A 13369-nucleotide genomic window follows, 5' to 3' on the forward strand; every position below is an offset into this window, starting at 1 on the left:
GCCTGCCGGGCCGGCCGGTCCGACCACTTCTCGACTACGGGGGGACACCGACATGCCTGCCGAGCAGACCGGCGCGGGACTGACCGGACTCAAGCGCGACCTGCTGCGCAGGATCCTCTCCGCCGACGGCGGGCCCGATCCCGCCGAGGGGCTGCGCAGCCGGCCCCGAGAGGGGCGGATCCCGGCCTCCGCGGCGCAACGGCGGCTCTGGTTCATCGACCACCTGAACGAGTCCAGCACCTCCTACAACGTGCCGTTCGCACTGCGGATCGCCGGCCCGTTGCGCGAGGACGCCCTGTGGTGGGCCTTCGACGAGCTACTCGCCCGGCACGAGGCCCTGCGGACCACCTTCGGCTTCACCGGCGATGAGCTGTTCCAGGAGATCGCGCCGTCCGTGCGGGTGACTCGGAACTGCCACGACCTGCGCGGTCTGCCGGAGGAGGAGCGCGGCCGGGCGGCCGAGGAGCTGATCGCCGAGGCGGCCCAGGGGCCATTCCGGCTGGACGGCGAACCGCTGCTCCGCGTGGTGCTGATCCGGGTGCGGGACGAGCTCAGCCACGCCCTGGTCAACCTCCACCACATCGTCACCGACGGCTGGTCCGAGGGCATCCTGTTCCGCGAGCTGGGTACCCTCTACTCGGCCCGAGTACGGGGCTTGGAGCCCGATCTGGCGCCGCCGGGGCTGCAGTACGCGGACTACACCGCCTGGGAGGCCGAGCCCGACGTCCGGGACCTGTACGAGCAGCAGCTCGGCTACTGGCGCGAGCGGCTCAAGGGCGTCCCCGTGGAGGCCGCGCTGCCGACGGACCGGCCGCGCCCGGTCGAACCGAGCATGCGCGGGGCCTCGGTGCCGGTCGCGGTGCCGGCCGACCTCCAGGCGGCACTGCGGCGGTGGGACGGCGGCGACCGGGCTTCGCTGTTCACCGGCATGGTCTCCGTGCTCGCCCAACTGCTGCACCGCTACGGCGGCGAGGACACCGTGGTGATCGGCGTGCCGGTGGCCAACCGGGCCCGCCGCGAGCTGGAAGCGGTGGTCGGGTTCTTCGCCAACACCGTCGCCCTGCGGGTCGACCTCTCCGACGACCCCACCCAGGCCGAGCTGCTGGACCGGGTCCGAACCGTCTCGGTGGAGGCTCTGTCCCACCAGAACGTCCCGTTCAACCAGGTCGTCGAGGCGCTCGGGATCCAGCGTACCCCCGGCACCAATCCGGTCTTCCAGGTCATGTGCTCGGTCAACCAGGCCACTCCGCGACCGGCCCTCGCGGACTGCGAGGTCGAGTTGGTGGACCTGGACAACGACACCGCCAAGTTCGACCTGGAGCTGGTCGTCACGTACGACCGGGACCGGGTCGACTGCCGTTTCGAGTATGCCACCGACCTGTTCGACCGCGCGACCGTGGAACAACTGGCCGGTCATTTCCGGCTGCTGCTGGCCGCGTTCCTGGAGCGGCCGCGGGCCCGGACCGGGGCCGTGGCCCTGGTAGGCGACGGGGTCGGCGGGGTGCCGGAGGACGGTGTGGTGCTCACCGACCGGTACGGACAGCCGCGCCCGGTTGGCGCGTTCGGCGCCGTGACGGTGGCGGGCGTACCGAACGGCCACACCGCCCGGCGGCTGCGCGACGGCACCCTGGAGTACCGGGACGAGCCCTCCGCCGCGGCCACGGACGACGCCGGGGCCCCGGCTCAGGTCCCGCCGGCGGAGGCCCCGCGGACCGGCACCGAGCAGCGGCTGGCCGCGATCTGGAGCCAGGTGCTCGGCGGCGGGACGCCCGGCCGGGAGCAGGACTTCTTCCGCAACGGCGGCGACTCGCTGCTGGCCACCAAGGTGGTGGCCCGGGTGCGCCGGGCCTGGAGCATCAAGCTGTCGGTCCGCCAGATGCTGCGCTCCCCGACCCTGAGCGCGCTGGCCGCCGAGATCGACCGGCTGGCCGCCGAACAGGGCGCGGAACCGACGCCGCAGCCGTCCGGGCCGGGGCCGGTGGCGCGCCCGGCGACGCTGCCGCTGTCGCTCGCTCAGCGCGGCATCTGGTTCAACAACCAGGTCGAGGGCCAACACTCCTACTACCACATGCCGTTGGTCCTGCGCCTGACCGGGCCGCTGGACCGGGCGGCGCTGCGCGCGGCGCTCGGCGACGTGCTGGCCCGGCACGAGAGCCTGCGCACGGTTTTCCCGCTCCGGGACGGCGAGCCGTACCAGGTGGTCCGGGAACCGTCCGAGCCCGCGCTGCCGGTGCTCCCGGTCAAGGCCGGGGATCTCGACGAGGCGCTGCGCGCAGCCGCGGCCCGGCCCTTCGACCTGGGCGGCGAACCGCCGGTGCGTACCTGCCTGTTCGAGGTCGGCCCCGAGGACCACTTGCTGCTGATCGTGATCCATCACATCGCCTGCGACGGCCTCTCCTGGCAGCCGCTCTGCGAGGGCCTGTCGACCGCCTACGCCGCCCGCCGGGCCGGGGCGGCCCCGCGCTGGGAACCGCTGCCGCTTCAGTACCCGGACTACGCCCTGTGGCAACGGGACGCGCTGGGCACCGCAGCGGACCGCGACAGCGGGCTGGCCCGGCAGCTCGCGCACTGGACCGAGCGCCTGGCTGGGCTGCCCGAGGAACTCCCCCTGCCGACCGACCGGGTGCGCCCGGCCACCGCCGATTACCGGGGCGACACCGTCCCGCTCGCCGTCCCTGCGCCGCTGCATCGGGCGATCGGTGAACTGGCTGGCTCGGCCGGGGCCAGCGTCCACATGGTGGTGCAGGCCGCGCTGGCCGCACTGCTGACCCGGATGGGCGCGGGCGAGGACATCCCGCTGGGCACGGCGGTCGCGGGCCGTGCGGAGGAGTCCCTGGAGCGGCTGGTCGGTTGCTTCATCAACACCGTCGTGCTGCGCACCGACACCTCGGGCGACCCGACCTTCGCCACGCTGCTGGAGCGGGTGCGGGAGACCGACCTGGCCGCCTACGCGAACCAGGACGTCCCCTTCGACCTGCTTGTGTCCGCCCTGAACCCGGCCCGCCAGCCGGGCCGCAACCCGCTGTTCCAGGTCCTGCTGTCAGTCGCGGGCAGGCCCGAGGCCAGCCCGGCGCTGGCCGGGCTGCGGGTGGAGCCAGTGCTGTTCGAGCTGCCGGTCTCCCCCTTCGACCTGGACTTCTCGCTGGTCGAACAGCAGGGCGCGGACGGCGGCCCATCCGGTCTGCGGGGGCACGTCACCTACAACATGGCGCTGTTCGACCGGCGGACCGTCACCGCGCTGTCCGAGCGGTTCACCACCCTGCTCGCGTCCGCCGTCGCGGAGCCGTCCCGACCGCTGTCCGAGCTGGAAGTGCTCCCGGCGGCCGAGCGCCGACAGATCCTGGAGGACTGGAACAGCACCGGCGACGGCGTCCCGGCGGTGACGCTGGCGGCGCTCTTCGAGGCCGCGGCCGCCCGGGACCCGCAGGCGCCGGCCCTGGAGTACGGCGACACCCGGCTGACGTACCGGGAGCTCGGCGCCCGGGCCGACCGGCTGGCCCGACTGCTGATCGGGCGCGGGGTCGGCCCCGAGCAGTTCGTCGCCGTGGCGCTGCCGCGCGGCGTCGAGCTGGTGGTGGCGGTGCTCGCGGTGGCCAAGGCCGGGGCGGCCTTCATCCCGGTCGACCCCGGCTACCCGGCCGAGCGGATCCGGTTTATGCTGGCGGACGCCCGTCCGGCCCTGGTGGTGACCACCGCGGACTCCGGGCTGCCAGAGACCGGGACTCCCCGGCTGGTGCTGGACGAGGCCGCCACCGCGGAGCTGCTGGGCCGGCAGTCGGACAACGATCCGATCTCCACCGACCGGTCGACCCCGCTCAGCCCCGCTTACGCGATCTATACCTCGGGCTCGACCGGCGTCCCCAAGGGCGCCGTGATGCCGCACACCGGCCTGCTCGCGCTAAGCGACCAGATGGCCGCACGACTGGAGATCAAACCCGGCTCCCGAGTGCTGCAGGTGTCCACGCCGAGCTTCGACGCCTGGGTGCTGGAGCTGCTGATGGCCTTCCCGATCGGGGCGGCGCTGGTGGTGGCTCCGCCGGGCCCGCTGGCCGGCGAGGAGCTGGCGGACTTCTTGCGCGAGCGGCGGATCAGCCACGCCTTCATCGGGCCGACCCGGCTGGCCACTGTGCCCCCGGTTGAGCTGCCCGCGCTCGTCGGCCTGGCCAGCGGCAGCGAGGTGCTGCCCGGCGACCTGGTCGCCCGCTGGTCGCCCGGGCGCAGAATGATCAACATCTACGGTGCGACCGAGTCCACGGTCATCTCCACCACCACCGGCCCGCTCTCCAGCGACGGCGTGCCCACCCTGGGCGGACCGAACCTTGACGCCCGGGTGTACGTGCTGGACGAGGCACTGCGGCCGGTGCCCCCGGGCGTGCCCGGTCAGGCCTACCTGGCCGGCACCGGGCTGGCCCGCGGCTACCTGCACCGCCCCGCGCTGACCGCCGACCGCTTTGTGCCCTGCCCGTTCGGGGCGCCGGGCCAGCGGATGTACCGGACCGGGGACGTGGTGCGCTGGACGCCGGACGGCGAACTGCTGTTCGTCGGCCGGGCCGACGACCAGGTCAAGCTGCGCGGCCTGCGGATCGAGCTGGGCGAGGTCGAGTCGGCGGTCGGCTCGCACCCCGCGGTGGCACACGCCGTCGCCGTGGTGCGCGGCTCCGCGGGGGGCGACCGGCTGGTCGCGTACGCCGTGCCGATGGCCGGGACGGCGGTGGACGGCGCCGCAGTGCGCGAGCACACCGCTCGCGCACTGCCCGACTTCATGGTGCCCGCGGCGGTGGTGGTGCTGAACGCCTTCCCGCTGCTGCCCAACGGTAAAGTCGACCGCAGCGCGCTGCCTGCCGCGCCGGAGCCGGAGGAGGAGTACACGGCGCCCCGCACGCCCATCGAGGAGACGCTCGCCGGGATCTGGCAGAGCACCCTCGGGGGCGAGCGGATCAGCGTACACGCGGATTTCTTCCGGATCGGCGGGCACTCCCTGATGGCCACCCAGATCCTGAGCCGGATCCGCTCCTCGCTCGGGGTCGCGGTCTCGCTGGTGCGGTTCTTCGAGCAGCCGACGATCGCCGAACTGGCCGTCGAGGTGGAGCGGACCGGGCAGGTGGGTGCGGCGGAGCCGGCAGTGGTCCGACGCCGTCAGACCCTGCTGAACGACGCCGCCCGGCGGGAGTGACCGGGCAGCAGGCTCCGCGAGACTGACGGACCGGCCCCCAGCGGAAGCTGGGGGCCGGTCCGTCAGTCTCGTCCTTGCGGAAGCGGATCGGGTGCCGTGTGAGCAGGCAGGTGGCCGACATGGCGGGGCTGAAAGGGTAGGCGGGTGGGGTGTTCAGGCGGCGAGGTCGAGGATGCGGGGTTCGTCGAAGGTGCCGGTGCGGATCATCGCGTGGATGACGTTCACGCGTTGGCGGGCGCGCCGGGGCACGGCCTGGGCTCTTCGCCCAGTGAGCATGGACACCAGAGTTCCGGTGATCAGGAGGACACTAGCCGTGTAACGCGAGACTGTTACGCACAGTTCTGTGGGAGCCTGGGGGTGCGATTCCCCGGGCGACCCGACCATCAGCGTCGCGGACCCTGCCGGCGGACGGCTCGGCCGGGTGCTTCTTGTGCGCGTAGTAGGTAGAGGGGGGCGATCTTGCGGTCACCCTCGCTGAGCGTCCTGCAGATCGACTCAACACCGCCGAAGGCGTTCCGGTGCTCGTCGATGAACGCTGAGCGACCTCCGCCGCCCCTGGGAGAGGCCACGTCCAGCGAACCGGCTCACCCCGCCGGCGTCCGCCGGGGGTTCCGACACCTCCCCGCGACCTCCACCCGCCCCGCAGCAGTGCTGAGACGATCAAAGCCCGGCCCCGGGCGCCCGCTTGGCTCGACAAACTGCAGGCCAGCGCCATGCCACGAGCCCGGAAAAACCGTGAAGCACCTTGAAACCTGAACAGGACATCTCCACATAAACGAGGATTAAGGTTAAAAATCAAGCTACTGATGCCCTACCGCTACTTGGGCTCAACCACGATCGCAAGCTCGGCGAACGCGGCGTCCAGGGCCGTGGTCACCTGCTCGGGGCCCTCCCCGACCGCGATCACGTGCCCCAGCCGGTCGTACGCCTCCCGGACAGGCCGCACCGGGCGGCCGACGGCCGCCGTCACGGTGACCCGCTCGACTTCGGCGACGGCGCCTGCCCGCTCGACACCCTCGACCGAGGCCAGCCGGCCCTCCTCCGCGGCGATCAGGAAGCGGATGCCGGCGGAGCGGGAGCGCTCCGGCGTCAGGTTCAGCGGCAGTCCGGCGGCGGCGCGGATCTGCTGGCCCAGTAGGTCGATGCCGGTCGCCGGCCGGATCAGCTCCGGGATCATGCCGCCGGCCAGCCGGGCATTGATCTCGATGACAGTCGGCCCGTCGGCGGTGAGTCGCAGCTCGACATGTGCCGGGCCCCGGGTCAGTCCGACCGCCTCCAGGCTGCGCCGGGCAGTATCGGCCATCGCCGTCGCCCTCTCCGGGGGCAGGACGGCCGGGAAGAGGTGCCCGGTCTCCACGAAGTACGGCAGCTCGCTGACGGTGCGCTGGGTGATGCCGACGCAGTGCGCCTCGCCGTCCGCGAGGAACATTTCCGCGCTGAACTCCGGCCCGGTCAGGAACTCCTCCACCAGCACTCTCCGGGCACTGGCCTGGCCGCGCACGTTACAGGTGACCGTCAGCAGCTTGCGGACCTGCTCCGTCGCGGTGGCGACGTCCCCGCACCACAGCACCTCGTGTGAACCGGACTCGTCGACCGGTTTGACCACGCACGGCAGGCCCACCGTCGCGACCGCCGCTGCGACCTCGGCCGGGTCGCGGACCTCAGCGAACCGGGGCTGGCCCACCCCGTGCGCCAGCAGCATGCGACGGGTCGCCGACTTGTCCCGGCAGACCGCAAGCGCCGCTGCCGGGTTGGCCGCCACCCCGAGCCCCTCGGCCAGCGCAGCCGCCTGCACCAGGTAGTACTCGCTGGTCGTTGTCACGCCCGCCACCTCGCAGTCGCCTGCCGCCTCCTCGGCGGCCTTGCGCAACCCCTGCGGGTCGTCGGTGTCGCAGACCACGACTCGGCAGCCGGTCTCCTCCAGCCCCTGGTAGCGGTCCGGGTCCACTACGAACAACACCGGCTCCAGGCCGAGCCGCACCGCCGTGGTCAGCGCGAGCATGCCGGTGCCGGTGGTGTTGGACTCCACGAACAGCAGTAGCGGGCGGTCCCGGTGGGAGATCTGCGCGTACGACCAGCTGTGCACCGGTTCGCCGTAGCGGACGGGCACCGGCTCGGTCGCCACCGCGGACCGGTCCTTGGTGGCCGCGGTCGCGTCGGCTTCAACCGCGTACACCGTGTCGACGTACCGGTCGCCGCGGTCCGGCATGATGCCGACCAGCCGGGTGCCGGGCGCGGCGTTAGCCGCGAGGTGGGTGAGCACCCGGTAGACCGATCCGGACGTGTTGCCGGCGAAGATCTTCTGCTCCCGGGCCAGCGCCCTGGTCGCGTCGAAGGCCTCGTCGTCGGAGAGCCAGTGCACCTCATCGATCAGCCGGTAGTCGATGTTGTCCGGGTAGAGGCTGTTGCCGAGGCCGGACTGCCGGCGGGTCGGCACGTCGGGCTGGCCGAACAGCACGCTGCCGACCGCGTCGACGCCGACCACCTTCAGTGCGGGGAATCGTTCTAGCAGGGCCCGCGACGTCCCGCACAGCGAACCGCCGCTGCCAACCGAGCCCACCACTACGTCCACCGTCCCGAGGTCGGCGATCAGCTCCTCGGCAAGGCCGCGATAGGCCGCCGGGTTCTGCGGGTTCGAGTACTGCTGCGGCCAAAACGCATCCGGCAGACCGGTCATCAGCTCGGCCAGCAGGTCCAGCCGGGCCGACTGCCAGCTCTGCTCGCCCATCGCCGGCACCACGTGCACCTCGCAGCCCAGGGTGCGCAGCTTGGCCAGGGTGATCGGGTCGATCCGCGGATCGGTCACGATGTGCACCGGGTGGCCCATGTGGGTGCCCACCAGCGCCAGCCCCAGCGCCATCGTCCCCGAGGAACTCTCCACAATCGGGGCGCCCGGCTTCAGCGTCCCGGACCGACGGGCCTCGGTGACGACCTGCCGAGCGACCCGGTCCTTCATCGCGAAGGCGTTCGCCAGTTCTAGCTTGGCGTAGACCTCGACGCCCTCCGGTGCGGGCATCCGCAACCGGACCAGGGGTGTGTGACCGATGGCTTCGACGATCGATTCATGCCGCATAAGCGAGCTCCGTGTCCTGAAGGTTGAGCGCCCGGACCGTAGTCATGGTGCCGGGCAGGGTCGAACAGGCCGCCAGGGCGGCGGCCAGGCGGGGCCCGTGGTCGGCTCGTCCCCGTCCAGCAGGAGGCCCGGCAGGGTGCCGTTGCGCGCACACCATCCCCTCGGCGCCGACTGTTCGGCGAGCACGAGCATCGCCTCTAGGCCGCGCTTGGGCACCAGGCGCTCGTTCAGCACCGCGCTGCGGGTCGTCACCGCCCCCATCCGGGTGAGGGCCCCCGCCCGCACTGCCAGGGCGAGCTCGGCAAGCAGGTCCGAGTGCTCCGCGGGCTGCGCCGGGGAGAACACCTTCGGCACCCGGCTGAGCGCCATCGTGCCCCGCAGTCCGCCCTCGATCACAGCCGACCACGGTCGCCGCCAGGCGGCTGCCGAGGCACTTCCGCATCCGCATCCCGCGGTGCTCGAAGACCACGACCTCGGGGTGCGTCACCCTCTCGGTCGGTTCGATGGGGCGCAGCCAGCGCTCCACCGCGGTCGGCAAGGTGTCCAGGCTCAGGGCCGCCCCCGACTTCCCGCACCGGGCCACCAGCTTGGCCGGGGAGCTGCCCATCCCCTTCCGCCAGGTCGCCATCCAACCGCAGCGCACTGCCGGACGCCCAGCCGCAGGAGGCGAGCATGGCCTCGGCCGCCCCCCGAGTCGTGGTCTTGTGGGAGGGAAACATTCGCAGCGGACCGCCCGGGTCCAGGCGGAAGCGCGCCCGCACCCAGCCGTCGACCGGCAGCGTGGCCAGGAGCTCCTGGCCACCGGGCAGCGCGCCCTGGAGGAACTCGTCGAAGGCGCGGGCCGAGCCGGTCCGCAGGTCGACGCTGGGGCGGGGCAGGCTGCCGAGGGCCGACGTGAGGGCTGGTTCACGGACGGCGGCGGGGCCACAGGCTGGCACGGAGGCGCGGTCAAGACGGTTCCGCCGGGGTGTCCGCCGACGATGCGAGCAGCACCGCGACCCGGTCGGCTGCCGCCCGTACGACAGCGTCCCGCTTGGCCCACCGCCCGGCCAGCCGCTCGTGCTCGGCCAGGAGTTCAGCAAGGGTGGCACGGACCTGGTCGGGGTGGGTCGAGCCGACCGAGGTCTTCGCCCGCAACCCCGCCTCGACGCTCAACGAAGCGGCGAGCAGGGACTCGGCCCCGGCGAGTCGATGCCCGGACTCCTCCGCGATCATCGAGAGCAGTGCCGCGTCCCCGTTGGCCGGCGCCAAACCCTTGTCCAACGCGGCCCTGATGTAGCGGCCCACGATGATCTGTGCCGTGCGCCACGGCACACCCTCCTCCAGAGTCAGACGGTTAGCGAGGGTAAAGCCGCCGAGGAACTCCCTTTCGCAGGCCGCGCGCATCCGGTCCGTACGGAACTCCATCCCGGCGACTACGGCGTGGGCCAGCCGAAGGGTCGAGCGCAGCGACTCCGTCTGCACCCGCAGGCGCGCACCGGCCTCCTTGGAGACCTCGACGGTGTTGGTGTACGGAGTGTTGCGCTGCGCCCCCGCCAGTTCGGCCGCGCTGCCCACCACCAGAGTGCAGCGGCCCCGTATGCGCTCCAGCACGGGGAAATTCTTCTTCTGCGGCATCGCGGCGGAGATCCCAGCGAGCTCGTCAGGGAGGTCCAGGAAGCCATAGGCGCTGCCGCCCCAGGCCATCAGATCGGTGGTGAAGCGGCTGAGCGCGACGGCGAAGTTCGCTGCCTCGGCCGCGATCGCAAGCGCCCAGCCGCGCGAGGCGACGGCCACCAGAGCGTGCGGCTGGGGCCGGGCGAAACCGAGCAGCCCGGCCATCCGGGAGCGGTCCCAGCCGAGTTCCTGGCCCGCCATGCTGCCCGCACCAAGCGGCGAGGCGTCGATCTCGTCGTACGCAGCCAGCAGCCGGCGCACCGCGGTCAGCGTCTCGCTGGACAGCGCGGCCAGGTAGAAGCCGGGGCTGATGACCTGGGCGGCCTGGGCGTGAGTGTAGCCGGGCATCGGCACTTCGACCGTGCCCTCGGCGAGCTCGCGGACCGTCGCGTCGAAGGCGAGCAGGTCGGCGGCCAGCGACCGGACCTGCTCGCGGGCGGACAGGAGTTGGGCGCACACCTGGAAGTCGTTGCGGCTGCGGTCGGCGTGCCAGGCCGCGAACGGCGCGACCGGGCCAGCCGCGACGTGCCGCTCCAGGGCGAAGGAGATGTCCGACATGTTCTCCTGTGGGTTCGCCCGGACGGTTTCTGGGGATACCTCGTCCAGCCGCGCGGCGATCGCGACGATATCGGCCTCGTCGACCAGCTCCATCCGCCGGTACTCCAGCAGCAGCACCTTCTCAATCGCCACGTAGTGCCGCAGCAGGTGTTCGACCTCGTAGGCGAACTGCGGTGCCAGCACCTCCTCATGCCACACCTCGCTCGGGATTCCGACGATCCGACCGCTCACCGTCATGTTGTGCTCCTCAGAAGAACCGATGGGGCCAGCCCGACCCTCACGGGGACCCTCTGACGACGGCCCGGGGCTGCCGGCGGGGAAGGTCGCGGTCCGCTCGTCGTAGGCCGGTCCAGGGGGCTTCCGGCAGCCCCGGGCCCCTGGGAGAGCAGCAGCGCTAACGGCGCGGCCGGTTCGGCGAGGGCGGCGGCAAGCAACGCTAGGTAGTCGTCGAGCAGGCCACCCGTAATGGCGGAGGGCGAACAGTGCGCTGTCGTACACCAACCGGGTGGCGTGGTGGGCGACTCCAAGCAGCAGGTCGTCCTCGGCGAAGCCACACTGGGCGCCGAGTTCCCGGCTCTCCGGCAGGTTAAAGGCCGACGAGTGAGACGGCGGATCCTGGCGTTCGCTGGCGACCTGTGCAACGCCCCGGACCCAGTCGGTCAGCTCGGTGAAATCCGCGCCGCCGAGGGTGTCCAGCCGCAGCACTGCCATGCCAGCCAGGGTGCTGACCAGCGGAAGGGTCCTCGGCAAGCGCCATCCCGAGACGAGCACCCAGATCGCGTGACCCTTACGGCCGGAACTGCCGTGCAGCAGCGCAACATAGGCGGACAGCAGCACCACGGCGGGCGCCGCGCCGGGCTGGTCGGCGCCCGCCCGCAGTGCGGTCGGCAGGCCGGGCGGGGACTCGGACCGGACCCCAGCGCCCACGAAGGCCCGTACCGCGGGGCGTAGCCGGTCCAGCAGGATGCCATGTCCGGGCGGCGGGTCGGCCAGCTGCCCGTGCTGGAATTCATCGTCCTGATGCTGCGCGCGCAGTTCGGCAGCCCTGGGGCTTTGGTGGTGCGCGTAGTTGGCGAAGCCCATCGGCGGCTCCGGGGGCCGGCCCTGCTCCGAGGCGCCGCACAGCTCGGCCGGTTCGGCGTCGAGTTGGAACAATGAGGCTGGGACGCAGACCAATTGGTGGGCGACCAGCACCACCACCCAGTCCGCCTCGCCGAGCCGCAGCGCGACAGCCTGCCACAGCGGTGCCCAGCGCGGGTCGAAGGACCGCGCCGCCGCCTGCTCGGCGAGTTCGACCAGCCGCGCGGCACGCTTGCCGTCGTCCAACTCGCCCAGATCGGTCTCAACTAACTTCACCAGCATGTCAATCCGCGTGTGCTCCACATTCCACAGCTCACCGTCCAGCACGCGCCGCGAGGTGCACAAAGCGGCGTGACGGGCGGCTAGTCCGCCGAGCGCAGTGCGCAGTTGATCCTCGTCGACCATGGGGCCGAGCCGGAAGGTGTCGGTCGCATGCTGGAGCAGCAGCCCTTCGGAGCGACCACCGGTCAACCAGACCAGTTCCTGGCCGTGCGCCGCGCGGGCGATGCGCTCTCCGCGCGCGCCGCGCACGGGTGATCCGGTGGTTCCATCCGCCATCGCAGTTCCTGATCTCGTCGTTCCAACCTGTCGCGGGCTGGGACCTGCCTTCGGAGCCCGACCCGCGGGCCCGTCATGCCACGGGGCCGCCGATCCCGGCGCGAATCGTCCGGCTGATGGCGTCAAGGTTGTCGTCGAGAAAGAAGTGGCCGCCCGACACGATGTGCCGGGTGAATGACTCGGTGGTGTGCGCGGCCCAGCCAGCCATGTCCTCAGGGCGGGCCGAGGCGTCATCGGAGCCGACGAACGCGGTGATCGGCACCGGCACCGGCGGCTCGTCACCACAGTCGTACGTGTCCAGCCAGCCAAAGTCGGCCCGGTAGACGGGCAGCATAAGTTCAAGCAGTTCCGCCTCGTCGAGCACGGAGGCGGGCAGACCACCGCCGCGGACCAGCCGCTCCAGCATCGCATCGTCGGGGAGTTTCGACAGGCCGTCGAAGATGTCGTCACCGCGCGGCTGGTCGGGGCGCGGGCAGCCCGACACAAAGAGGTGGACGGGCAGTTGGGCCCCGTCTCGGCGCAGCCGACGGACCACCTCGAACGCGAGGAGGGCACCCATTGAGTGGCCGAACAGCGCGTACGGCCGGTCGGCGGTGGATGCGAAGGCCGCCGCGATCCGTTCCACCTCTACGTCCGGGGGCTCTCCGATCCGACGCTCCCGGCCCGGCAGGGCCAGTGCGGCGACCTCCACGTCGGGGCCGAGCGCGGCCGCCCAACCAGTGTAGATCGCCGTGGCCCCGCCAGCATAGGGGAAGCAGACAAGTCGGACCGGCGCTTCCGGGCGCAATTCCTGGTATACGAACCATTTGTCGGGGAGTATGTGGCTGTTCATGGGCGACATCCAGAAATTCCAGCTTTTGACCCGAAGTCGTCAAGAAATTCCATGGATCCGAAGCAGCCTTTCCGGAAAAGATGCCAGAACTCATTCGACCCTTCACTGGATCGCCGCTCTCGCCGCCCTGCGGAGGATGGTCATGCCACCTGGTCGGTTTTGCCATCGAGGATAATGAATGGCGTGCCAATCAATCCTGATGACTGTACCTCAGCTGAGTGAACACGCTCAACTGTTGACCATAACCAGTAGCGGCGGGTGGCCGCAACCCATCCCGAAAGGGCCGATTCGACAACCCTCCCGCCGCCGGGAATCGGGGACGCAACTCGCAAGGAACTACTATGGTCGGGTAGTCCGGGGCTGAGAGCCCCCCGGCAAGCCGACAATGCCCCACCCGCGGTTACGGAGCAGGACACACCCGACCGCAACACAATGAAAT

General features: G+C 71.6%; 6 protein-coding genes. 1 reads left to right on the top strand and 5 read right to left on the bottom strand.

What is annotated here, in order from left to right:
• Positions 1-52 precede the first annotated feature (52 nt).
• Positions 53-5173, top strand: a complete 5121-nt coding sequence (locus tag ABZT93_RS35265) for an amino acid adenylation domain-containing protein (protein ID WP_356112354.1) — start codon at positions 53-55, stop codon at positions 5171-5173.
• Between the two features lie 153 nt (positions 5174-5326).
• On the opposite strand, the gene ABZT93_RS35270 is transcribed toward ABZT93_RS35265, so the two are convergent.
• The 5 genes from ABZT93_RS35270 to ABZT93_RS35290 all read right to left on the bottom strand — a co-directional run bounded on the left by ABZT93_RS35270 (position 5327) and on the right by ABZT93_RS35290 (position 12939).
• On the bottom strand, positions 5327-5449 hold the full coding sequence (locus ABZT93_RS35270) for a hypothetical protein (RefSeq protein WP_356112355.1): 123 nt from the start codon (positions 5447-5449) through the stop codon (positions 5327-5329).
• A gap of 541 nt (positions 5450-5990) precedes the next feature.
• Entirely contained in the window at positions 5991-8246 is a 2256-nt protein-coding gene (locus ABZT93_RS35275; RefSeq protein WP_356112356.1) for a pyridoxal-phosphate dependent enzyme, read from the bottom strand.
• A gap of 42 nt (positions 8247-8288) precedes the next feature.
• Entirely contained in the window at positions 8289-8642 is a 354-nt protein-coding gene (locus ABZT93_RS35280) for a hypothetical protein (RefSeq protein ID WP_356112358.1), read from the bottom strand.
• 552 nt (positions 8643-9194) lie between these two features.
• On the bottom strand, positions 9195-12098 hold the full coding sequence (locus ABZT93_RS35285; protein WP_356112360.1) for a lyase family protein: 2904 nt from the start codon (positions 12096-12098) through the stop codon (positions 9195-9197).
• A gap of 73 nt (positions 12099-12171) precedes the next feature.
• Positions 12172-12939, bottom strand: coding sequence for an alpha/beta fold hydrolase (locus ABZT93_RS35290; protein ID WP_356112362.1), 768 nt, complete (start codon positions 12937-12939; stop codon positions 12172-12174).
• Positions 12940-13369: the final 430 nt, after the last annotated feature.

It is taken from the genome of Streptomyces sp. NPDC005303, assembly GCF_040607335.1.
GTDB lineage: Bacteria > Actinomycetota > Actinomycetes > Streptomycetales > Streptomycetaceae > Streptomyces.

Excerpts from the sequence above, each read along its gene's own strand:
- ABZT93_RS35275 (WP_356112356.1), bottom strand. The coding sequence starts at position 8,246 with ATGCGGCATGAATCGATCGTCGAAGCCATCGGTCACACACCCCTGGTC.
- ABZT93_RS35290 (WP_356112362.1), bottom strand. The coding sequence starts at position 12,939 with ATGTCGCCCATGAACAGCCACATACTCCCCGACAAATGGTTCGTATAC.
- ABZT93_RS35285 (WP_356112360.1), bottom strand. The coding sequence starts at position 12,098 with ATGGCGGATGGAACCACCGGATCACCCGTGCGCGGCGCGCGCGGAGAG.
- ABZT93_RS35265 (WP_356112354.1), top strand. The coding sequence starts at position 53 with ATGCCTGCCGAGCAGACCGGCGCGGGACTGACCGGACTCAAGCGCGAC.
- ABZT93_RS35270 (WP_356112355.1), bottom strand. The coding sequence starts at position 5,449 with ATGCTCACTGGGCGAAGAGCCCAGGCCGTGCCCCGGCGCGCCCGCCAA.